The following is a 20,534-nucleotide window of genomic DNA, read 5'->3' as shown; positions in this document are numbered from 1 at the left end:
TCGGCCACTCGCTGGGCTCCGCGTACGACCAGTTGGCCCAGCTCGCCCCCGGCACGCCGCTGCGGCCCGCGGCGGCGGTCCGCAGCACGCCGGTCGTGACCCGCTGCGGCGAGTTCCGGCCGGGACCCGGGGTGATCGAGGCGTTCGCGCGCATCCTGTCCGGCGACCGGGTGCACGCGCTGGCCTTCCGGCTGGAGCTGGGCGCGGACCAGCGCTGGCGCTGCGCGGCGGTCGAACTCGGGGCGCGTCCCTGAGGGGGCGCGGAGTGCCGTACGCGAGCGGGGCCTGTCGCGGGCGCGCGCCCCCAGCCTGAGCGCCCCGGCCTGAGCGCGGGCCCCGCGCACGGACCGGACCGGACACGCGGACCGGGCGGCCAGAACGAGCACGCAGAACGGGCTGGGGCCGGGCACTTCTCCGTGCCCGGCCCCAGCCCGTTCAACCCGCTCCCCGCGTGAGCCACTCACGCTTCAGCGGATGCTTCCGCTACTTCTCGCTACTTCTTGCGGCGACGGCCGCCGCTCTTCTGCGCCTTGCGGCGCTCGGCGCGGGTGAGGCCGTCCGACTCGGAGTCCCCGGAGCCGTCGGACGCGTCGTCGCTGGCGAAGTCGCCCTCGACGACACCGCCCTCGCCGTCCACCGTCGGCGCGGAGAAGTGCAGCCGGTCCGGGCGCTGCGGGGCCTCCAGGCCCTTGGCGCGGATCTCGGGACGCCCAGGGGCCCCCGCCGGAACGGCGTCCTGCGCGTCCTTGGAGAGGGACGTCCGCTCGGCCGCGTCCTGCACCGGGACCTCCTCGACCTGCTGGTCGACCTGGACCTCCAGGTTGAACAGGTAGCCGACGGACTCCTCCTTGATGCCCTCCATCATGGCGTTGAACATGTCGAAGCCCTCGCGCTGGTACTCGACCAGCGGGTCCTTCTGGGCCATCGCGCGGAGCCCGATGCCCTCCTGGAGGTAGTCCATCTCGTAGAGGTGCTCGCGCCACTTGCGGTCCAGGACCGACAGCACGACGCGGCGCTCCAGCTCACGCATGACCTCGGAGCCGAGCTCCTCCTCGCGAGCCGCGTACTGCTCGTTGAGGTCGTCCTTGATGGACTCGCCGATGAACTCGGCGGTGATGCCCGCCCGGTCCCCGGCCGCGTCCTCCAGCTCCTCCACGGTGACCTTCACCGGGTAGAGCTGCCGGAAGGCCGCCCACAGCCGGTCCAGGTCCCACTCCTCGGCGAAGCCCTCGACCGTCTCCGCCTGGATGTAGGCGTCGATGGTGTCGTCCGCGAAGTGCCGGATCTGGTCCTGGAGGTCCTCGCCCTTCAGCACCCGGCGGCGCTCGCCGTAGATGACCTCGCGCTGCCGGTTGAGCACCTCGTCGTACTTCAGGACGTTCTTACGCGTCTCGAAGTTCTGCTGCTCGACCTGCGACTGCGCGGAGGCGATGGCGCGGGTGACCATCTTGTTCTCGATCGGAACGTCGTCGGGGACGTTGGCCATGGCCATCACGCGCTCGACCATCTGCGCCTTGAACAGCCGCATCAGGTCGTCGCCCAGCGAGAGGTAGAAGCGGGACTCGCCCGGGTCGCCCTGACGGCCCGAACGGCCGCGCAGCTGGTTGTCGATGCGGCGCGACTCGTGCCGCTCGGTGCCCAGGACGTACAGCCCGCCGAGGTCGGTGACCTCGGTGAACTCGGCCTTGACGGCGAGCTCGGCCTTCTTCAGCGCGTCGGGCAGCGCCGCCGCCCACTCCTCGACGTGCTCGACGGGGTCGAGACCGAGCTGGCGCAGCTCCGCCTCGGCGAGGTCGTCGGGGTTGCCGCCGAGCTTGATGTCGGTACCGCGGCCGGCCATGTTGGTGGCGACGGTGACAGCGCCCTTGCGGCCGGCCTGGGCGACGATCGTCGCCTCACGGTCGTGCTGCTTGGCGTTGAGCACCTCGTGTGGCACACCGCGCTTGGAGAGCTGCTGCGAGAGGTACTCGGACTTCTCGACCGAGGTGGTGCCGACCAGGATCGGCTGGCCCTTCTCGTGCTTCTCCGCGATGTCCTCGACGACCGCGGCGAACTTCGCGACCTCGGTGCGGTAGATCAGGTCGGCCTGGTCGACGCGGGCCAGCGGCCGGTGCGTCGGGATCGGGACGACGCCGAGCTTGTAGATCTGGTGGAACTCGGCGGCCTCGGTCATCGCCGTACCGGTCATACCGGAGAGCGTGCCGTAGAGGCGGAAGAAGTTCTGCAGGGTGATCGTGGCGAGGGTCTGGTTCTCGTCCTTGATGTCCACCCCTTCCTTCGCCTCGATGGCCTGGTGCATGCCCTCGTTGTAGCGACGGCCGGCGAGGATACGGCCGGTGTGCTCGTCGACGATCATGACTTCGCCGTCGATGACGACGTAGTCCTTGTCCTTCTTGAAGAGTTCCTTGGCCTTGATGCCGTTGTTGAGGTAACCGACGAGCGGGGTGTTCACCGACTCGTAGAGGTTCTCGATGCCCAGCCAGTCCTCGACCTTGGAGACGCCGAACTCGTGGATGGCGACGGTGCGCTTCTTCTCGTCGACCTCGTAGTCGCCGGTCTCCTCGATCCCCTTGAGGGTGTTCGCGGGCTCGCCCTTGGACAGCCGCTTGACCAGCTTCGCGAAGTCGCCGTACCACTTGGTGGCCTGGTCCGCGGGACCGGAGATGATCAGCGGCGTACGGGCCTCGTCGACCAGGATCGAGTCGACCTCGTCGACGATCGCGAAGTTGTGGCCGCGCTGCACCAACTCTTCCTGCGACCACGCCATGTTGTCGCGCAGGTAGTCGAAGCCGAACTCGTTGTTCGTTCCGTAGGTGACATCGCAGTTGTACTGGTCACGGCGCTGCGAGGGAGTCATGTTGGCGAGGATGCAACCGACTTCGAGGCCGAGGAACTTGTGCACCCGGCCCATCCACTCGGAGTCGCGCTCGGCCAGGTAGTCGTTCACCGTGATCAGGTGAACGCCCTTGTCGGAGATCGCGTTGAGGTAGGCGGGCAGCGTACCGACGAGGGTCTTGCCCTCACCGGTCTTCATCTCGGCCACGTACCCGAGGTGCAGCGCCGCGCCGCCCATGATCTGCGCGTCGTAGTGGCGCTGGCCGAGGACGCGCTTCGAGGCCTCGCGCACCGTCGCGAACGCCTCGGGCATCAGGTCGTCGAGGCTCTCGCCGTCGGCGTGGCGCTCCTTGTACTCCTCGGTGAGCGCCCGCAGCTCAGCGTCGGAGAGGTCGATGAAGTCCTCTTCGATGGAGTTGACCTGGTCCGCGACGCGTTGCAGTTTGCGCAGGATCTTGCCTTCGCCTGCACGCATGAGCTTGTTGAAGACGGACACGTAGGCTGGCTCCTTGCCGGTCGGGCCTGGCACGGTCGGGTGCCGCGGGCGCGGCGTTTTCACAGGGACAGGCCCCGCCGCAACGGCCATCGTAAGCGAGGACCCCGCCGCGCCGGGAGGCCCGTCAGCACGAAGGCGCACTGTCACCCTCCCGGAGAACGTATGGGCGCGGCGGATGGCGCCGGGCCGGGCCCCGCCCGGGGGCCGGCCCCCGGCTGCTGGTCCGGCTGCCGGGCCAGGCTGTGTACGCGGCCGTGGAAGGCTGCCGGGCCCGCCCCGCCGGAAGATCTTGCCGCACGCCGCCCCGTTGCCGGAAACTCCCCGTATGGAGCCCATCACCCTCACCACCGAGCGCCTCGTGCTGCGCCCGCTCGGCCCCCCGGACGCCGACGCGGTGCTGGCCGCCTGCCAGAACGCGGAGATCCAGCGCTGGACGACCATCCCGTCCCCGTACGGGCGCGAGCACGCCGAGGACTTCGTCGGCCGGATCAGCCCGGACGGCTGGCGCGAGGACACCCTGTACAACTTCGGCGTCTTCACGAAGGAGGGCCGGGCGGAGGAGGGCTCCACGGAGGAGGGCTCCACAACGGAGAGCGGGGTGCTGGTGGGGTCGATGGGGCTGTTGGAGCTGGCGGGGCTGCGCGGACCGCAGCGGCAGGCCGAGATCGGCTTCTGGACGGCAGCGGAGCAGCGCGGCCGCGGATACACCGCCGAGGCGGCTCGCGCGCTCGCGCGCTGGGCGTTCGTCTCGCTGGGCGTCGAGCGCCTGGAGTGGTTCGCGGAAGCCGGCAACCACGGCTCGCGGGCCGTCGCGCTCAGCGTCGGGTTCCGGATGGAGGGGACGCAGCGCGCCCGGATCGTGCACCGGGGCGTCCGGCGGGACGCCTGGGCCGCCGCGCTGCTGCCCTCCGACTGGCAACTGCCCTCGAAGACCCCTTACGTGCTCGCGCCCTGAGCAGACCTGAACAGACCTGCGGAGGTCTTGCGGCGGCCTGCGGAGGTCCGAGAAGCCTGGGGAGGTCGCCTGAGGAGGGTGGCGGCGGGCCGGGCGGGACCGGCCGGTCCCGCCGCCACCGGGCATTGTCAGTGGCCGGATCTACTGTGGTGCGCATGACGATACCGCCGCGCCCCGAGACGTCCCTGTCCGCCGACGAGGCCCGGCGACTGGCGCTGCGCGCGCAGGGCCTGATGGGCGTCCCGGACCGCAAATCCGGTGTCCGCGGTGTGCTGCGGCAGCTCGGCGCGGTCCAGTTGGACACCATCTCGGTGCTGGCCCGTTCGCATGAGCTGGTTCCGTACGCCCGGCTCGGCGCGGTCGGCCGCACGACGGTCGACTCGGCGTACTGGGCCGCGCCGCCGACGGCGGACGCCCTCAGCACGCCGGACGCGGCGGGCTCCCCGCCGCCGCCCGCGCCGCACAGCTTCGAGTACTGGTCGCACGCGGCCTGCATCCTGCCGATCGAGGAGTGGCCCCTCTTCGCCTTCCGCCGCCGGGCCCTGCGGGCCCGCGGATACCGGTGGCACCCCATGGAGGACTCCGAACGCTCCTGCTCGGCGGTCCGCGACCGGCTGAAGGCCGACGGCCCGCTCACCACCACGGAGTTGGGCGGCGGCAAGAACGGCGGCGAGTGGTGGGACTGGTCCGAGGCCAAGATCGCTGTGGAGTGGATGCTCGACACCGGCGAGGTCGTCTGCACCGAGCGACGCGGCTGGAAGCGGGTCTACGAGCTGGCCGAGCGCGCGATCCCGGACCCGCTGCTGCACGACGACCTCGACGACGCCGAGTGCACGCGCCGGCTGGTCGCCCAGGCCGGTGCGGCGATGGGCGTCGCGACGCGCGCCGACCTCGCGGACTACCACCGGCTCAAGGCCGACCAGGTCAGCGCGGTCATCGAGGGTTCGGGGCTGGTGCCGGTCGAGGTCGAGGGCTGGTCCAAGCCCGCCTGGGCGGACCCGGCGGCATTGGCCTCCGAGCCGAGCGGCAGGCACCGTACGACGCTGCTCTCGCCCTTCGACTCCCTCGTCTGGGACCGGCCGCGCACCCTGCGGATCTTCGACTTCACCCACCGGCTGGAGGCATACGTGCCCAAGCCCAAGCGGGTGCACGGCTACTTCGCGATGCCGCTGCTGTCCGGCGGCCGGTTGCTGGGCCGGGTGGACCCGGCCCGCGAGGGGACGACGCTGGTCGTACGGCAGGTGTCGATGCGCGGCCCGAAGGCGGTGCGCCCGATGGCGCAGGCGCTGCGGGAGGCGGCCGGCTGGGTCGACTGCGACACGGTGCGCGTCGAGCGCTGCGACGACCCCGTGCTCGCAGCCGACCTCGTCACGGCCCTCGCCTGAGGGGTCCGGCCGGCGGGTCCGTCTGACGGAATCCGCCTGCCGGGATCGCGGCGAGAGGGCGAGGGCTGTACGAGCGGCGGCCGAACGTACGGGCGGTGGCCGAGCCGCGCCGTACAGCGCCTGCTCCCCGCCGCCGCCCGCGCCGACTACCTGATTTCCAGGATCTTCTCGCGCATCGCGTAGACCACGGCCTCCATCCGGGAGTGCAACTGCAGCTTCTCCAGGATGTTGCGGACGTGGTTCTTCACGGTGTTCTCGCTGATGAACAACTGCTTGGCGATATCGCGGTTGTTCATGCCCGTGGCGACGAGTTTGAGCACTTCCAGCTCGCGCTCGGTGAGCCGGGGCGCGGGCACCAGCCGCCGCTCGTCGGTGCGTTGGATCATCGACTTGAACTCGGTCAGCAGCTTGGACGCCATCGACGGGCTGATCTGCGACTGGCCGTCGGCGACCGCCCGGATCGCCGTCGCGACCTCGTCGGTGGAGATCTCCTTGAGCAGATAACCGGTGGCCCCGGCCTTGATCGCGTCGTAGAGGTCGGCCTCTTCGTCGCTGATGGTGAGCATGATGATCTTCGCGCTGGGCGCCACTTCCTTGATCGAGGTGCACGCCTCGATCCCGCCGCGCTTCGGCATCCGCACATCCATCAAAATGATGTCCGGCAGCAGATCGGCCGCCTTGTCCACGGCCTCCGCGCCGTCCCCGGCCTCGCCGACGACCTGGATGTCCTCCTCCTGCGCGAGGACGATCTCCAGCCCTCGCCGGAAGAGCGCGTGGTCGTCCACGACCAGCACCCGGATCGGCTCCTTGCGCGGCTCACCCGCCTCCGCGCCGACGGTGTCCCCGTCGTCCCCGTCCACGTGCGCCGACCCGAAACTGTCCGCCATTGTTCCTCCCCCTGAAGGCCATGGCCCCTTGCGATTGCACCTTGCCGTGCGACGCCAACCGGTCTTCAGCAACGACCGGTTGGCCACAAGAGCCATGCTTTCATGCCTGAGCGGCAGGACGGTGCTCCCGTGGCCGTGCGGAGGCGCCCCCGGGGGCGCGGGGACGCTCCGGGGGCACCTGCGAACCTCTCCGGCGCCGTGCCGGACGGGGTGTTGGCGTGTTGGCGCTGTCAGCCGCCGAGCGCCCCTCCGGCGCCACTGGGCTGCTCGTCGATGAACAGCGGGTCGGCCTCCAGGTGGATGACGCCGTAGTCGTAGCCATGCCGCCGGTAGACGACACTCGGCCGCTTGGTCTCGGAGTCGACGAAGAGATAGAAGTCGTGCCCGACCAGCTCCATCTCGTAGAGCGCCTGGTCGAGCGTCATGGGGGCGGCGGCGTGGGTCTTCTCCCGGACCACCAGCGGGCCCTCGCCCTGCACGTCCAGCGGCCCCATCTTGGTGACGGGGACCGCGCCGCGGCCGGTGTCCGTCATCGTGGCGGTGGCCGTGGCGGTCGCGGCGGATGCGCCGTTCAGGTGCGCCGCGAGCGGGGCGGTGGCGGCGGCGACACTCGTCGGCGTGTGGTTGCCGCGGTGCACCCGTCGTTTGTCGGACTGCTTGCGCAGCTGCGCTTCCAGCTTGGCTGTCGCCAGGTCGAGCGCCGCGTACGGATCTACGGCGGCGGCCTCCGCGCGAATGACCGGCCCGCGCGATCGCAGCGTGATCTCCACGCGGTCGGAACGGTCGGCCTGCCGCGGGTTGTGTTCCTTGGACACCTCGACATCGAGGCTGATCACCTTGCCGTCGAGCTTCTGGATCTTCTCCAGATTCAGCTTCTCGGCCACGTGCTTCCGGAACCGCTCAGGCACTTCGGTCTTGCGGCCCTTGACGACGATGTCCACGCAGAACTCCGTTCCCGGATCGCTCCGCTCAACGTGCGGAGCGTCTCCCTGTTGCGCTAGACCCCGGAGGAATCCGGAGCCCCGGATGTGCGACTCTCACCTCCTCCTCCCCCGCAAGTGGGATCTCCATCCCACCAATTTCGAGGATCCGATACAACCGCAAATGCGGGGTTGCCGGATATGCGAGGCATAGCCTCCACCATTCCTCACAACCGAACATAGCTCGCCCGGACTGATGTCGGCACCCCCTACCGGCCCGTACCTCCGTTCAGGTGTTTTTTCGTCCTCACTACCAGCAACGATGAGCGTTCCCCGTCAGTTCCGATTGATTTCGAACGCATCAGTTCTCCTGGCAGCACAACCGGCTCTCCTGGCAGCCCGATGCACGCGGTGGACGCAGGGGCCGCGGTGGAGGCGCTGGACATCGGCACGCGGCGCGGGGACGGTCGAACGCGGCCTCGGGAGCGGCCACCACGGCGGCGCCGATCACCCGCCCGCCGGCCGCCCGCAGCGCCCGCACCGCCTCCGCCAGCGATGCGCCCGTGGTCATCAGGTCATCCACCACGACCACTGGAGCGGCCGTCAGCAGCCTTTCGGCCCCCGTTGCGACCACCAGGGCTCCCGAGAGGTTCTCCAGCCGCTGCCGGGCGCTCAGCCCCGCCTGATCGGCCACCCGCCGACGCTGCCGCAGCCCCGCGAGCACCCGGACGGGCACCCCGCCCCGGCGCAGCTCGGCCGCCGCCGCCAGGGCTATCCGCCGGGCCGGATCATGGCCCCGCGCGGCCACCGCACGCCGAGCGGACGGCACGGGTACGAGCAGCGGCGCAGCACCGGCCGGCGCGGCGCGGGCCGTGCTTCCGGCGCTCCCCGGCACACTCCGCACCGCGCTCGCCAGCGCGCCGCCGAGCGGAGCCGCCAGGCGGAGCGCGCCGCGCTCCTTGTGCGCGAGCAGCACCGCCCGCACCTGGTCCGCGTAGACAGCCGTCGCGCGGACCTCTGGCAGCCCCTCGGGGACCGGATCGGGGCGCACCCGGCCGGCCCGCGCCGGGCACAGCGCCGTACGGCAGTCCTCGCACAGCGCGCTGCGCGGCCGACCGCACCCGGCGCAGTCGACGGGCAGCACCAGATCGGCGATCTCCCGCCACCAGCCCGGCATGGCACCACCCCCGCACAACCACTGTGCCGCCGCGCGGGAGCCGTCGCCACCCCTGTGGACAACTCCTCCCGGACCCGCCCGGTCCGGGAGGACCGGCTCAGCCCGGATAGACCGGAGCCGAGCCTTCCTTGGTGAGCGTCTTCCAGTTGGCGCCGGGCGGCAGCCGGACGATGCCGTCCTCGGAGTCCGCGATCAGCGACTTCCGCTCGTCCTCCGAGGCCGCGACCGCCTTCACGCCGTTGATGCCCGGCAGCGTCCCGGTGTTCGACGGCGAGCCGTCGGTCTCCATGAACTGGAGCTGCTGCACGCCGCCGGACTCCCTGCCGACCACGGCCAACCGGCTGCCGCCCGCCCAGGAAGCCGCCACCACGTCCTCCAACTGCGGTGCGACCGGCCGCAGATCCTCGACCGAGAGCTCGGGCTTGTCGGTGCTGCCGCCGCGCTCCACCCGGCCGAGCCGCAGCGTCGTATGCCCGCCGCGCTCCACCAGCAGCGCGATCCGCACGCCGTCCGCCGACACCCGCAGCGCCTTGACGCGCCCGTCGCCGAGCCCCGGCACCCGTACCTCTTCGGGATCGCCCTCGCCGCCGCGCAGCCTGAGCAGCCGCGGCCGCCCCGGGTCGCGGTCGGCGACCCACAGGTCGCCGAGGCCGTCCCAACTCGGCGCGGTCAGCCCGTCCCCCGGGCTCTTGGCCGCGCTGACCAGCTTCGGGTCGCCCAGCGGACTCCCGTCCTCCAGGGCTGCGACATAGAGCGAACGGCCGCTCGACGACACACCCGCGGCGGTCCGCTCATCGCGCGCCACCGCCACCGAGCGCAGGTTCACCCGGTCCTGCTCGCCGAACGGGCCGACGACCGGGTCCGCCTTCTCGTCGCTCTCCGAGAGGCTCACCACCCGGTGGTCCGCGTCGATGAAGTACTGCTGATTCGCGGAGCCGATCTGCCGCTCGGGGGCGTACCCGGCGGCGGCGGCCTCGCGCGAGAGCACGCACAGCGAGGATCCGTCCCCACGGGCCAGCTCGACCCTGCTGAGCTTCGCCGCCGCCTGGTCCTGCACGGTGTAGAACAACTGCGCCGCCATCCGGCTGCACCGCGCCTGATCGACCGTCGTCGCCTGGCCGCTCAGCCGCACCTTGAGCACGTTCTCGTCGTCCAGCGCCAGACTGCGGCTGGTGAGCCTGGTCCCGCTGGGGAACCTCGAATCGGCCACCGGGCCGAGCCAGTTGGTCGGTCCCTCCAGCAGCGCCCGGACCGTAGCGGTCACCGGGTCTATCCGCTTGCGCAGATAGACGGGGTCGGCGACCAGCACATCCGGCATCCCGTCCGGGCCGAGTGAGGCGAAGTAATACTTGTTGACGGACTGGTAGATCCGCTGGAAGTCGGAGACGCCGAGCACCAGGCCGGCCGGCGGGCTGTCGATCTTCCATTCGCCGCCCTCCTTCGTCAGGTGGACGGTCGTGCGGTACCGCTTGGCGGAGGGCTTGTACGCGTGCTTGCGGTCGACCGTGGCGAGCTGGTCACCGCTCAGCACGATCGTGCGGTTCTCGCTCTCCGGATCAGTGTTGGCCCGTCCCGCCGCCGCCCGCGGGTCGGGGGCCTCGGAGAGCACCGTGGTGCCCGTGAAGGGCTTCCAGCGCTGCTTCTGCTTCTTGGTCAGATACTCGCGAGCCGTCCGGAAGTCCGCCTCGTCGCTCGTCGTCGCCTCCAGGAAGCCGCGCACGATCTGATCCGGCGTCTCCCCGCGCTGCGGCGGCACCCCGTACACCCGCACCTGCGAGTCGGAGTCGCCCCGCGGCGAGGAGTCGACGCGGCTGACCTCGCCGCTGTCGGGCATCGACGCACAGCCGGCCAGCAGCAGTGAGCCGCAGACCAGCGCCGGCAGCGCGCGCGTCCGCTTGCGCGCCCCCCGGCGTGCGTTGTCGTGGTCAGTGCCCACCAGAGTCGCCCTCTCCCTCAGGATTCCCATCGGCGTTCCCATCAGCGGTCCCACCGGCGTTCCCATCAGCGGTCCCGTCCGCCGCCGGCGTGCCGCTGCGGCGCGCCACCACCCGGGAGCCGTGCCCCGGCAGCGCCGCCGGGTCGGCTTCCGGCCGCTCCGGCCTGGCCATCGCCACCGCTGTCGTCGACTGAGCCGCCGTCGTCTTCGCAGAGGCCGCCGCGGCCCCCGGCCGGCGTTCCGCCGCGCCGGGCGGCGGCCCCGCGTCGTTCAGCCCGCGGTTGCGCCGCGAGTCGGCGGGCTCCAGCGGGATGGGCGAGCCGCGCAGCGCGTCGCCCGCCGTACGCGGCATCGTCAGCCGGAACTGCGAGCCGCCGCCCGGCTCGCCCCAGCCCTGTAGCCAGCCGCCGTGCAACCGCGCGTCCTCCACCGCGATCGACAGCCCGAGCCCGGTGCCGCCCGTGGTCCTGGCGCGCGCCGGGTCGGCCCGCCAGAAGCGGTTGAACACCCGGGTGGCCTCGCCCGGCTTGAGGCCGACGCCGTAGTCGCGCACCGCGACGGCGACGGCGCCGCCCGCCGACGCGAGACGCACCACCACATCGCGGCCCTCGCCGTGCTCGACGGCGTTGACCACCAAATTGCGCAGCACCCGCTCGACCCGCCGCGCGTCCGCCTCCGCGACCACCGGCCGCTCGTCACCTCGGATGAGAATCCGGGTGCCCTTGCGCTCGGCGAGCGGCTCGGCCGCCTCGGCCACCCGGCGCACCACGTCCCGCAGGTCGATCGGCTCCGCCTCCAGGGCGGCCGCGCCCGCGTCGAAGCGGCTGATCTCCAGCAGGTCGGCGAGCAGCGACTCGAAACGGTCGAGCTGGCCCCAGAGCAGTTCGGCGGAGCGGGCGGTCGCCGGGTCGAAGTCGCCGCGCGCCTCATGGATGAGGTCGGCCGCCATCCGCACGGTCGTCAGCGGGGTGCGCAGCTCGTGCGACACGTCCGAGACGAACCGGCGCTGCATCCGGGAGAGGTCTTCCAGCTGCTGGATCTTGGCCTGGAGGGTCTGCGCCATTTTGTTGAACGCTTCGCCCAACCGGGCGATGTCGTCCTCGCCGGTGACCTTCATCCGCTCCTGCAGCCGCCCGGCGGCGAGCCGCTCGGAGATCCCGGCGGCCATCCGCACCGGCGTCACGACCTGCCGTACGACGAGCCAGGCGATGGCGCCGAGCAGCACCACCACGAACACGCCGGCGGTCGCCAGCGTCGTCTTCACCAGAGTGAGCGACTCCTCTTCCTGACTCAGCGGGAAGAGGTAATAGAGCTGGTAGGGGTGGCCGTTGACATCGTTCAGCCGCTTGCCGATGATCAGCGCCGGTTCGCCGTCCTCGGCGTTCTCCCGGCGGATCTTCGCGTAGCGCTCGTAGGTGCCGGATTTCTGCTCGTCCAGCGCGCGCCGCAGGTCAGCGGGCACGCTCTCCTCCGGCAGCACGTCCCCCGAGGCGCGCGAGCCGCGGGTGCCGGGGCTGTCGGTGACCGGCTCGTCGTCGGATTCGGAACTGAGCGCCACCACCGAGAAGACGCCCTGCCCGCCGCTGGCGAGCTGCTCGACCAGCTTGTTGAGCCAGGTCGCCGAGGACTGCGCCTCGCGGCCGTCGGCCACGTCGCCGCCCTGGCCGCGCGGGTTCTCGCCGACATCGTTGCCCAGCCGCCCCGCCACCCCGAAACCGCCGCTGGCCTGGCTTTGCGCGACCTGCTGCTTGGTGTCCTGCAGCCCGCGCCGCACCTGCCCGATGACCACGACGCCCAGCAGCAGGACCACGCCGAACGACATCAGCAGGGTCGTCGCGACCACCCTGAGCTGGATATTGCGCCGCCACAGCCGCAACGCGGGCAGCAGCGGGCGGCGCACCCAGCGCACGAGAAGCCGCAGCACCGGGTGGACCGGACCGCCCGGCGCCCCCTCGGAGAGCAGATTCCCGCCGCGCAGAAAGCGCTCGATGAAGGGGATCTCGCTCGGCGGGTCCTTGGGCCGCCCCGGGCTGCGCTCGGGAGCGGCACCGTTTCCGGACATGTCAGCTGGGTCCGGCCTTATAGCCGACGCCGCGCACGGTCACCACGATCTCGGGGCGCTCCGGGTCCTGCTCGACCTTCGAGCGCAGCCGCTGGACGTGCACATTGACCAGCCGGGTGTCCGCCGCGTGGCGGTAGCCCCAGACCTGCTCCAGCAGCACCTCACGGGTGAACACCTGCCACGGCTTACGGGCCAGCGCCACCAGCAGATCGAACTCGAGCGGGGTCAGCGCTATCGACTGCCCCTCGCGCTTGACCGAGTGCCCCGCCACATCGATGACCAGGTCACCGATGGCGAGCTGCTCGGGAGCCGGCTCCTCGGAACGGCGCAGTCGCGCCCTGATCCGGGCCACCAGCTCCTTCGGCTTGAACGGCTTGACGATGTAGTCGTCCGCGCCGGACTCCAGCCCGACGACCACATCGACCGTGTCGCTCTTGGCGGTGAGCATGACGATCGGCACACCCGACTCGGCCCTGATCAGCCGGCACACCTCGATGCCGTCCCTGCCGGGAAGCATCAGATCCAGCAGGACCAGGTCCGGCTTGGCCTCGCGGAAAGCAGCGATCGCCTTGTCACCATCCGCTACGAACGACGGCTCAAAACCTTCTCCGCGCAGCACGATGCCAAGCATCTCCGCAAGCGCTGTGTCGTCGTCGACGACAAGGACTCGACCTTTCATATCGACATCATCCCATTTTCGCATCGGGGCCGTAGACCTGGGTGACTCAGCTCACCAATGACAGATGACTGAGAGATGACATCCCCCGGTGGTCACGGCTGTCGTCAGCGTCGCGGTGTGGGCGACCCCGACCTGGAACAGAGCTCCGCGAGACCATCCGGCGTGACCGGTGACACTACCCCGCGCTCGGTGACGATCGCCGTCACCAGTTCCGGCGGAGTGACGTCGAACGCCGGGTTGTAGGCCTGCGTCCCCAGCGGCGCCACCGGAATCCCGCCGCCCGCTCCCACCCCCGCACCCGGGGCGTACGGCACGGTGAACTCGGTGACCTCATGCCCCGGCCGCTGCTCGACCTCGATGGACGCTCCGTTCGGAGTCCGCAGGTCGACAGTGGTCGTCGGAGCCACCACCACGAACGGCACATGGTGGTACCGGGCGAGCACCGCGAGCGGATAGCTGCCCACCTTGTTGGCCACCGAGCCGTCCGCACCGATCCGGTCCGCGCCGACCAGCACCGCGTCCACCTCACCCGCCGCGAACAGCGAGCCCGCCGCGCTGTCCGCCAGCAGGGTGTACGCCATGCCCGCGCGGGCCGCCTCGTACGCCGTCAGCCGCGCCCCCTGGAGCAGCGGCCGGGTCTCACCCACCCACAGTCGACGCAGGTCACCGGCCCGGTGCACGGCCAGCACCACGGCCAGCGCGGTCCCCTCGCCGCCGGATACCAGCGCCCCGGTGTTGCAGTGGGTGAGGAGGCGGTGACCGCCGCCGGGCAGCAGTTCCCCGAGCAGCGCCAGCCCGTGCTCCGCCATCCGAACGCTGCCGTCCGCGTCCTGCCGGTGCATCGCGCGGGCCTCGGCGAGCGCCGCAGCGGCGGCCCCCTCGTCATCGGCGCCGCCTCTGAGCGCCCCGTGGTAGGCGTCGAGCGCCCTGCGCACCCCGTGTTCGAGGTTGACCGCCGTGGGCCGGGCGCGGGCCAGCAGCTCGGCCGCGTCGTCCACGTCGTAGCCACGCGCCGCCGCGAGCGCGACGCCGTACGCGCCGGCGAGGCCCAGCAGCGGGGCCCCGCGCACCACGAGAGTCTGAATCGCCAGGACCAGCGCCGGCACGTCGGTACAGACCAGCTCGACCTCCTCGGTAGGCAGCCTGGTCTGGTCGAGGAGCACCAGAATGGGCCCCTCCGGAGGCGCTTCCCAGCGCAGCGCGGAAAGCGCGGACGGTGCGTCGCCCACTGGCGGTATCGCGTAGTGATCAGCCATCCGCACAGTCTGCCCGCAACCCCCGATGGTTTTGCAGGGTTCGTCCGCAGCTGTGACAACGCCCCTGGTAGACAACGTGGGGGACGGGGCCGGGTACGGCCGCCGCTACGCCATGGCACGATGACTGACACCGCTGACCCAGGACCCCGTCCGCAGCCGCGGACGGGCAGCGTGAAGGAGCGACGATGAACGACTCTCCGGGCTGGGCCCCGCCCGGATCCGCCCCCTCCAACGGGCCGGGCCCCTCCGACGGACCGGACCGCGACGCCCCGGAGCCGACCGCTCCCGCCGGGGAGGCCGAAGGGGGCGAGTCGGCCGCAGGCGCGACCGCCGGCGCGAACTCTCCGCCGCAGTGGTCCAAGCAGCAGCCGCCGGCCGGCCAGTGGTCCGCGCCCACCGGCGGTCCCGCCCCGCGACCGCCCGCACAGGGCGGCTGGGGGCCTCCCGGCAACCAGGGCCGTCCTGGCGGCAACCAGGGCGGCTGGGGCAACCAGGGCTGGGGAGCGGGCTGGGCCGCGACACCGGCCGCCGCCAAGCCCGGCGTCATCCCACTGCGACCGCTGGGCGTGGGCGAGATACTGGACGGCTCGGTCTCCACCATGCGCGCCCACTGGCGCACCGTGCTGGGCATCTCCCTCGCGGTCGCGGTCGTCATACAGTTCGTCGCCACCCTCAGCACCGGCCTGTGGTTCCGCGACACCTCCAGCCTGGACGCCCTCGGCGACAACCCGAGCCCGAGCCTCGACGAGACGATGGACGCGGTCGGCGGGCCCCTGGGCAGCACCGGGATCACCTGGCTGATCGGCATGCTCGGCACCATCATCACCACGGCGCTGCTCACCATGGTGATCAGCCGGGCCGTCCTCGGCCGGGGCGTGTCCACCAGCGAGGCCTGGCGCGACGCCCGGCCCCAACTGCCCCGCCTGATCGGCCTGCTCTTCCTCCTCCCCCTCATCGTCACGGCTGTCACAGCCCTGGCGGTGACCCCCGGCCTGATCGTCGCCGCCACCGGCTCGGCGGCCGGCGGAGCCGCGCTCCTGCTGCTCGGCGGTCTCGGCGGCCTGGTCGCCGCGATCTGGCTGTGGATCCGTTACAGCCTCGCCGCGCCCGCGCTGATGCTGGAGAAGCAGGGCGTCATCGCGTCCATGCGGCGGTCCGCGAAACTCGTACGCGGCGCCTGGTGGCGCGTCTGCGGCATCCAGCTGCTCGCCCTCCTCGTGGTCATGATCGTCGCTGGCGTCGTCGGCCTCGTCTCCAGCGTCGTCGCGATGCTCTTCGGCGGCGCGAGCACGGTGGACTGGCTCCTCGGCGACAGTTCCACCACCAGCTGGAGCTTCCTGGTCATCACCGGCGTCGGCGCGGTGATCAGCTCCACCGTCACCTTCCCGATCAGCGCCGGGGTCACCGCGCTCCTCTACGTGGACCAGCGGATCCGCCGCGAGGCCCTCGACCTCGAACTGGCCCGCGCCGCCGGTCTGCCGGGATACGGAGCGGACGCAGCCGGCTCCCCACAGCCCACCGACGCGGCGCCCGGGAGCTGATGCGGTGACGGCTACGGGGGGCACGACCACGACGGCGCACCTCATCGTGCGCACCGGCGACGAGGTACCCGTGACGGTCCCCCGCGTCCCCGCCCACGAAGCAGCCGAGCGCGAACTGTCCGAGTCCAAGTACCACGAGAGCGACCCAGGCCTCTTCCAGCGCGCCCTGGACTGGTTCTGGAAACGGGTCGGCGACCTGCTCGGCAGCGCCGCCGGAGCCACCCCCGGAGGCTGGGTCGGGCTGCTCGTCGTCGCGCTCGTCGTCGTACTGCTCGTGGTCGCTGTGCGGTTACGGCTGGGCCCCCTGAGCCGTAACCCGGACGTCAGCGGCGCCCTCTTCGACGCGGGCCCGCGCAGCGCCGCCGAACACCGCGCCGCAGCCGACCGGCACGCGGCCGACCACCGCTGGACCGAAGCCGTCCAAGAGCGGATGCGCGCCATCGTCCGTTCGCTGGAGGAACGCGCACTCCTGGACCGAAGCCCCGGCCGCACCGCCGACGAAGCCGCCGCAGAAGCCGGCCGCACGCTCCCGGAGCACGCCGGACAACTGCACGCGGCGGCCCGCAGCTTCGACGACGTCACATACGGCGGCCGCCCCGCCGGCGAGCGGATCCACGCCCGGCTGCGCGACCTCGACACCGACCTGCGCCGCAGCAATCCCAGCCCGACCGGCGCGGCCGAAGCCCCGCACGCCGGGAGCGGCGGATGACCTTTCTCGCGCCGCCGACCCACACCCCGCCGACCGGCGAAGGCAGCCCCGGCCAGAGCGGCAACAGCGGCTCCGGCACCCCCGCCGCCCGCCATCTGTGGGCCAGGGCCCGCGGTCCACTCCTCGCCCTCGCCCTGCTCCTGATCTCCGGCATCGTGCTGGCCGGGCTGCGCTCCGGCGAACAGCACAGCCGACTCGACCCCCGCTCCGCCGACCGCAACGGCAGCCTCGCCATCGCCGAACTGCTCGCGGACCAGGGCGTCAGCACAAGAGTGGTCACCACCCGGGCGGCCGCAGCGTCGGCAGCCGACCCCGACACCACCCTGCTCGTCACCGGCCCCGACCTGCTGACCGCCCGGCAGCGCACCGCGCTCCACAAAGCCACCACCGGCAGCGGCGCACGCACCGTCCTGCTCGCCCCCGGACCGGCCGCGACCCGAGCCCTGGCCCCGGGCGTACGGACGGCGGCCCCCGTGAGCGTCACCACCCGCGCCCCGGGCTGCACCCTCGCCGCCGCCCGCCGCGCCGGCAGCGCCGAACTCGGCGGCGCCCGCTACACCACGGCCACGCCGGACGCCGACGCCTGCTACCTCGCCGACGGCCGGCCCACCCTGCTGCGCGTACCGGCCCCGGACGGCGGCGACACCGTCCTCCTCGGCTCCCCCGACCTCCTCTACAACCACCGCCTCGACCAGCACGGCAACGCCTCCCTCGCCCTGCAACTCCTCGGCTCGCGCCCACATCTCGTCTGGTACCTCCCTTCGCTCAGCGATGTCCCGCCCGCCGACGGCGGCGACACCGGCTTCTTCGACCTCATCCCCGACGGCTGGCGCTGGGGAGCACTCCAACTCGCCATCGCCGCAGCCCTGGCCGCCCTCTGGCGGGCACGTCGACTCGGCCCCCTCGTCGCCGAACGGCTCCCCGTCGCCGTACGCGCCTCCGAGACCACTGAAGGCCACGCCCGCCTCTACGAGCAGACGAAGGCCCGCGGCCAAGCCGCCACCGTCCTCCGCGCCGCCACCCGCGCCCGGCTCGCACGAGTTGTCGGCGTACCGCCTGCCGACGCCGACCAGCCGGAAGCCCTGTCCCCCGCGGTCGCTGCCCGCCTCACCGACGCGGGCAGCACCGTCCCCGCCGTCCACACCCTGCTCTTCGGCGCCGCACCCGACGACGACGCAGCCCTCGTCCGCCTGGCCGGCGAACTCCACCGGATGGAGCGGGCGATCACTTCCAAAGAGAGGTACTCCCCGCGTGAGCACCCCGACCGCTGACAGCGCCCGCGCCTCCCTCGAAGCATTGCGCGCCGAAATCGCCAAGGCCGTGGTCGGCCAGGACCCCGCCGTCACCGGACTGGTCGTCGCGCTGCTCTGCCGCGGTCACGTCCTGCTCGAAGGCGTCCCCGGCGTCGCCAAGACCCTGCTGGTGCGTACCCTCGCCGCCTGCCTCGAACTCGGCACCAAACGCGTTCAGTTCACCCCCGACCTGATGCCCAGTGACGTCACCGGCTCCCTTGTCTATGACTCCCGCAGTGCCGAATTCTCCTTTCAGCCAGGCCCCGTCTTCACCAACCTCCTGCTCGCCGACGAGATCAACCGGACTCCGCCGAAAACGCAGGCGTCCCTCCTCGAAGCCATGGAAGAGCGACAGGTCACCGTGGACGGCACCGCCCGTCCACTCCCCGAGCCGTTTCTCGTGGCTGCCACCCAGAACCCGGTCGAGTACGAGGGCACCTATCCCCTCCCCGAAGCCCAACTCGACCGCTTCCTACTGAAATTGATCGTCCCGCTCCCCTCCCGAGAGGAGGAGATCGACGTGCTCACCCGGCACGCCAACGGCTTCAACCCCAGCGACCTGTACGCCGCCGGCGTACGCCCCGTCGCAGGCCCGGCAGATCTGGAAGCGGCCCGCGCCGCCGTGGCCAAGACCGCCGTTTCCCCGGAAATCACCGGCTATGTCGTCGATATCTGTCGTGCCACCCGCGACTCCCCCTCGTTCTCCCTCGGCGTCTCCCCTCGCGGAGCCACCGCACTGCTCGCCGCCTCGCGCGCCTGGGCCTGGCTCACCGGCCGGGACTACGTCATCCCCGACGATGTGAAGGCCCTGGCGCTGCCCGCACTGCGCCATCGCGTCCAACTCAGGCCCGAGGCCGAGATGGAGGGCGTCACCGCCGACTCCGTCATCACCTCGATCCTCGCCCGCGTCCCCGTACCCCGCTGAGGCCGCGACCATGGCCCTCACCGGACGCTCAGCCCTCATCGCCGCCCTCGGCGCGCTCCCCGTCGGCCTCCTGCTCCCCAGCCGGACCGGCATCCTCGTCGTCGGCCTCTTGCTGCTACTCGCAATCCTGTGCGATCTCCTGCTCGCCGCGCCAGTACGAAAGCTCTATTTCACCCGATCCGGTGACACGACAGTTCGACTCGGTGAACAGGCACACGTCCAACTGACCGTCGGCAACCCCTCACACCGCACCCTGCGCGCCCAACTCCGCGACGCCTGGCCGCCCAGCAGTTGGCAGCCCGGCACCGAACTCACGGCATCCCGGCACCGCTTGCGGATCCCGCCCGGCGAGCGCCGTCGCGCCACCACGCTGCTGCGTCCCAGCCGCCGCGGTGACCGCCTCGCCGCACAGATCACCGTCCGCTCGTACGGCCCGCTCGGCCTGGCAGCCCGCCAAGGCAGCCACACCGTCCCGTGGACCCTCCGCGTCCTGCCGCCCTTCACCAGCCGCAAGCACCTCCCCGCGCAGCTCGCGCGGCTGCGCGAACTCGACGGCCGCACCAGCATCCTGACCCGCGGCGAAGGCACCGAGTTCGACAGCCTCCGCGAGTACCTGCCGGGCGACGACACCCGCTCGATCGACTGGCGCGCCTCCGCCCGGCAGTCGACCCTCGCGGTACGCAGCTGGCGACCGGAACGCGACCGGCGCATCCTCCTGGTCCTCGACACCGGGCGCACGTCGGCGGGCCGGGTCGGCGACGCGCCCCGCCTGGACTCCGCTATGGACGCCGCGCTGCTCCTCGCCGCCCTCGCCTCCCGCGCCGGCGACCGGGTCGATCTCCTCGCCTACGACCGCCGCATCCGCGCCTCGGTACGGGGCCACAGCGCCCGCGACCTGCTGCCGGCCCTGACCAGCGCCCTCGCGCCGCTGGAATCCGAACTCGTGGAGACGGACGCCCGGGGCCTGGCCGTGGCCGCCCTGCGCACCGCCGCGCACCGGTCGCTGGTCGTCCTCCTCACCGGGTTGGACACAGCGGCGATCGAGGAGGGACTGCTGCCCGTATTGCCCGGTCTCACCCGCCGGCACACAGTCCTGGTGGCCTCGGTCGCCGATCCGCGTATCGAAGAGATGGCGAACGGCCTCGGCACCGTGACCCGTGTCTACGAGGCCGCAGCCGCCGCCCGCGCCCAGGCCGAACGCCGACGCATCGCGAGTCGCCTCCAGCGTCACGGCGTCACTGTCGTGGACGCCGTCCCGGACGAGTTGGCAGCGGCATTGGCGGACGCGTACCTGGCGCTCAAAGCGGCGGGCCGGCTGTGAGTGCGGCCGCACGGGGGAGGGGCTTGCCGGGAATTGATTGTGAACGCAGAAAAGCTCCGGTCCCTGAACCGAAGTTCAGGGACCGGAGCTTTTCTAAAGATTGTTCGGCGGCGTCCTACTCTCCCACAGGGTCCCCCCTGCAGTACCATCGGCGCGGA

General features: G+C 71.9%; 16 protein-coding genes. 8 read left to right on the top strand and 8 right to left on the bottom strand.

From position 1 onward, the window contains the following. Nucleotides 1-254, top strand: a 254-nt coding sequence (locus QMK28_RS25855) for an Rv3235 family protein (RefSeq protein WP_326441997.1), incomplete at its 5' end; no start/stop codon positions are given. Between the two features lie 239 nt (nt 255-493). Here QMK28_RS25855 and secA read toward each other — a convergent pair. Next, nucleotides 494-3,331 (bottom strand): preprotein translocase subunit SecA, encoded by a 2,838-nt coding sequence (gene secA, locus QMK28_RS25850; RefSeq protein WP_326441996.1) that lies wholly within the window; start codon nt 3,329-3,331, stop codon nt 494-496. A 325-nt stretch (nt 3,332-3,656) separates the two neighbouring features. Here secA and QMK28_RS25845 point away from each other — a divergent pair, with 325 nt between their 5' ends. Together QMK28_RS25845 and QMK28_RS25840 are read left to right on the top strand one after the other, a co-directional pair. After that, entirely contained in the window at nt 3,657-4,286 is a 630-nt protein-coding gene (locus QMK28_RS25845) for a GNAT family N-acetyltransferase (RefSeq protein ID WP_326441995.1), read from the top strand. 155 nt (nt 4,287-4,441) lie between these two features. After that, nucleotides 4,442-5,671: a winged helix-turn-helix domain-containing protein gene (locus QMK28_RS25840; RefSeq protein ID WP_326441994.1), complete on the top strand. Its 1,230-nt coding sequence runs from the start codon at nt 4,442-4,444 to the stop codon at nt 5,669-5,671. A 146-nt stretch (nt 5,672-5,817) separates the two neighbouring features. On the opposite strand, the gene QMK28_RS25835 is transcribed toward QMK28_RS25840, so the two are convergent. The 7 genes from QMK28_RS25835 to mtnA all read right to left on the bottom strand — a co-directional run bounded on the left by QMK28_RS25835 (nt 5,818) and on the right by mtnA (nt 14,588). After that, complete coding sequence (locus tag QMK28_RS25835) at nt 5,818-6,558, bottom strand: response regulator transcription factor (protein WP_326441993.1); 741 nt, start codon at nt 6,556-6,558, stop codon at nt 5,818-5,820. Nucleotides 6,559-6,788: 230 nt separating this feature from the next. Then, the gene (hpf, locus tag QMK28_RS25830; RefSeq protein ID WP_326441992.1) at nt 6,789-7,499 is read right to left on the bottom strand and encodes a ribosome hibernation-promoting factor, HPF/YfiA family; all 711 of its coding nucleotides are present in this window, start codon (nt 7,497-7,499) and stop codon (nt 6,789-6,791) included. A gap of 340 nt (nt 7,500-7,839) precedes the next feature. Beyond that, entirely contained in the window at nt 7,840-8,655 is an 816-nt protein-coding gene (locus QMK28_RS25825) for a ComF family protein (protein ID WP_326441991.1), read from the bottom strand. Nucleotides 8,656-8,752: 97 nt separating this feature from the next. Further along, nucleotides 8,753-10,621, bottom strand: a complete 1,869-nt coding sequence (locus QMK28_RS25820) for an LpqB family beta-propeller domain-containing protein (protein ID WP_326441990.1) — start codon at nt 10,619-10,621, stop codon at nt 8,753-8,755. Further along, a complete protein-coding gene (mtrB, locus tag QMK28_RS25815; RefSeq protein WP_326441989.1) occupies nt 10,581-12,653 on the bottom strand; it encodes an MtrAB system histidine kinase MtrB in 2,073 nt (690 codons plus the stop codon). Before mtrB ends, QMK28_RS25820 begins: the two co-directional genes overlap by 41 nt. A gap of 1 nt (nt 12,654) precedes the next feature. Continuing rightward, nucleotides 12,655-13,332 carry a two-component system response regulator MtrA gene (gene mtrA / locus QMK28_RS25810; protein WP_326441988.1) on the bottom strand — a complete coding sequence of 226 codons (678 nt, stop codon included), beginning with the start codon at nt 13,330-13,332 and terminating at the stop codon, nt 12,655-12,657. 104 nt (nt 13,333-13,436) lie between these two features. Then, the gene (gene mtnA, locus QMK28_RS25805; RefSeq protein ID WP_326441987.1) at nt 13,437-14,588 is read right to left on the bottom strand and encodes an S-methyl-5-thioribose-1-phosphate isomerase; all 1,152 of its coding nucleotides are present in this window, start codon (nt 14,586-14,588) and stop codon (nt 13,437-13,439) included. 185 nt (nt 14,589-14,773) lie between these two features. On the opposite strand from mtnA, the gene QMK28_RS25800 reads away from it, so the two are divergent. From QMK28_RS25800 to QMK28_RS25780, 5 genes are read left to right on the top strand one after another with little or no spacing between them, the layout of a single operon-like run. Continuing rightward, complete coding sequence (locus tag QMK28_RS25800) at nt 14,774-16,129, top strand: DUF7544 domain-containing protein (RefSeq protein ID WP_326441986.1); 1,356 nt, start codon at nt 14,774-14,776, stop codon at nt 16,127-16,129. 4 nt (nt 16,130-16,133) lie between these two features. Beyond that, nucleotides 16,134-16,838, top strand: a complete 705-nt coding sequence (locus QMK28_RS25795) for a DUF4129 domain-containing protein (protein ID WP_326441985.1) — start codon at nt 16,134-16,136, stop codon at nt 16,836-16,838. Next, a complete protein-coding gene (locus tag QMK28_RS25790) occupies nt 16,835-18,109 on the top strand; it encodes a DUF4350 domain-containing protein (RefSeq protein WP_326441984.1) in 1,275 nt (424 codons plus the stop codon). Before QMK28_RS25795 ends, QMK28_RS25790 begins: the two co-directional genes overlap by 4 nt. Continuing rightward, the gene (locus tag QMK28_RS25785; RefSeq protein WP_326441983.1) at nt 18,090-19,055 is read left to right on the top strand and encodes an AAA family ATPase; all 966 of its coding nucleotides are present in this window, start codon (nt 18,090-18,092) and stop codon (nt 19,053-19,055) included. The genes QMK28_RS25790 and QMK28_RS25785 overlap by 20 nt, the downstream gene beginning before the upstream one ends. Before the next feature lie 10 nt (nt 19,056-19,065). Then, entirely contained in the window at nt 19,066-20,376 is a 1,311-nt protein-coding gene (locus tag QMK28_RS25780; protein ID WP_326441982.1) for a DUF58 domain-containing protein, read from the top strand. The last annotated feature ends 158 nt before the right edge of the window (nt 20,377-20,534 follow it).

Origin of the sequence: Streptomyces sp. H27-D2 (assembly GCF_035828615.1) — a bacterium.
Taxonomy (GTDB): domain Bacteria; phylum Actinomycetota; class Actinomycetes; order Streptomycetales; family Streptomycetaceae; genus Streptomyces.
This window is presented reverse-complemented; position numbering and strand designations above follow the sequence as displayed.

What these genes read in the sequence shown, in the direction of transcription:
- mtrB (WP_326441989.1), bottom strand. Translation starts at nt 12,653, where the DNA reads ATGTCCGGAAACGGTGCCGCTCCCGAGCGCAGCCCGGGGCGGCCCAAG.
- QMK28_RS25825 (WP_326441991.1), bottom strand. Translation starts at nt 8,655, where the DNA reads ATGCCGGGCTGGTGGCGGGAGATCGCCGATCTGGTGCTGCCCGTCGAC.
- mtrA (WP_326441988.1), bottom strand. Translation starts at nt 13,332, where the DNA reads ATGAAAGGTCGAGTCCTTGTCGTCGACGACGACACAGCGCTTGCGGAG.
- QMK28_RS25820 (WP_326441990.1), bottom strand. Translation starts at nt 10,621, where the DNA reads ATGGGAATCCTGAGGGAGAGGGCGACTCTGGTGGGCACTGACCACGAC.
- QMK28_RS25840 (WP_326441994.1), top strand. Translation starts at nt 4,442, where the DNA reads ATGACGATACCGCCGCGCCCCGAGACGTCCCTGTCCGCCGACGAGGCC.
- mtnA (WP_326441987.1), bottom strand. Translation starts at nt 14,588, where the DNA reads ATGGCTGATCACTACGCGATACCGCCAGTGGGCGACGCACCGTCCGCG.
- QMK28_RS25800 (WP_326441986.1), top strand. Translation starts at nt 14,774, where the DNA reads ATGAACGACTCTCCGGGCTGGGCCCCGCCCGGATCCGCCCCCTCCAAC.
- QMK28_RS25790 (WP_326441984.1), top strand. Translation starts at nt 16,835, where the DNA reads ATGACCTTTCTCGCGCCGCCGACCCACACCCCGCCGACCGGCGAAGGC.
- QMK28_RS25835 (WP_326441993.1), bottom strand. Translation starts at nt 6,558, where the DNA reads ATGGCGGACAGTTTCGGGTCGGCGCACGTGGACGGGGACGACGGGGAC.
- QMK28_RS25845 (WP_326441995.1), top strand. Translation starts at nt 3,657, where the DNA reads ATGGAGCCCATCACCCTCACCACCGAGCGCCTCGTGCTGCGCCCGCTC.
- QMK28_RS25780 (WP_326441982.1), top strand. Translation starts at nt 19,066, where the DNA reads ATGGCCCTCACCGGACGCTCAGCCCTCATCGCCGCCCTCGGCGCGCTC.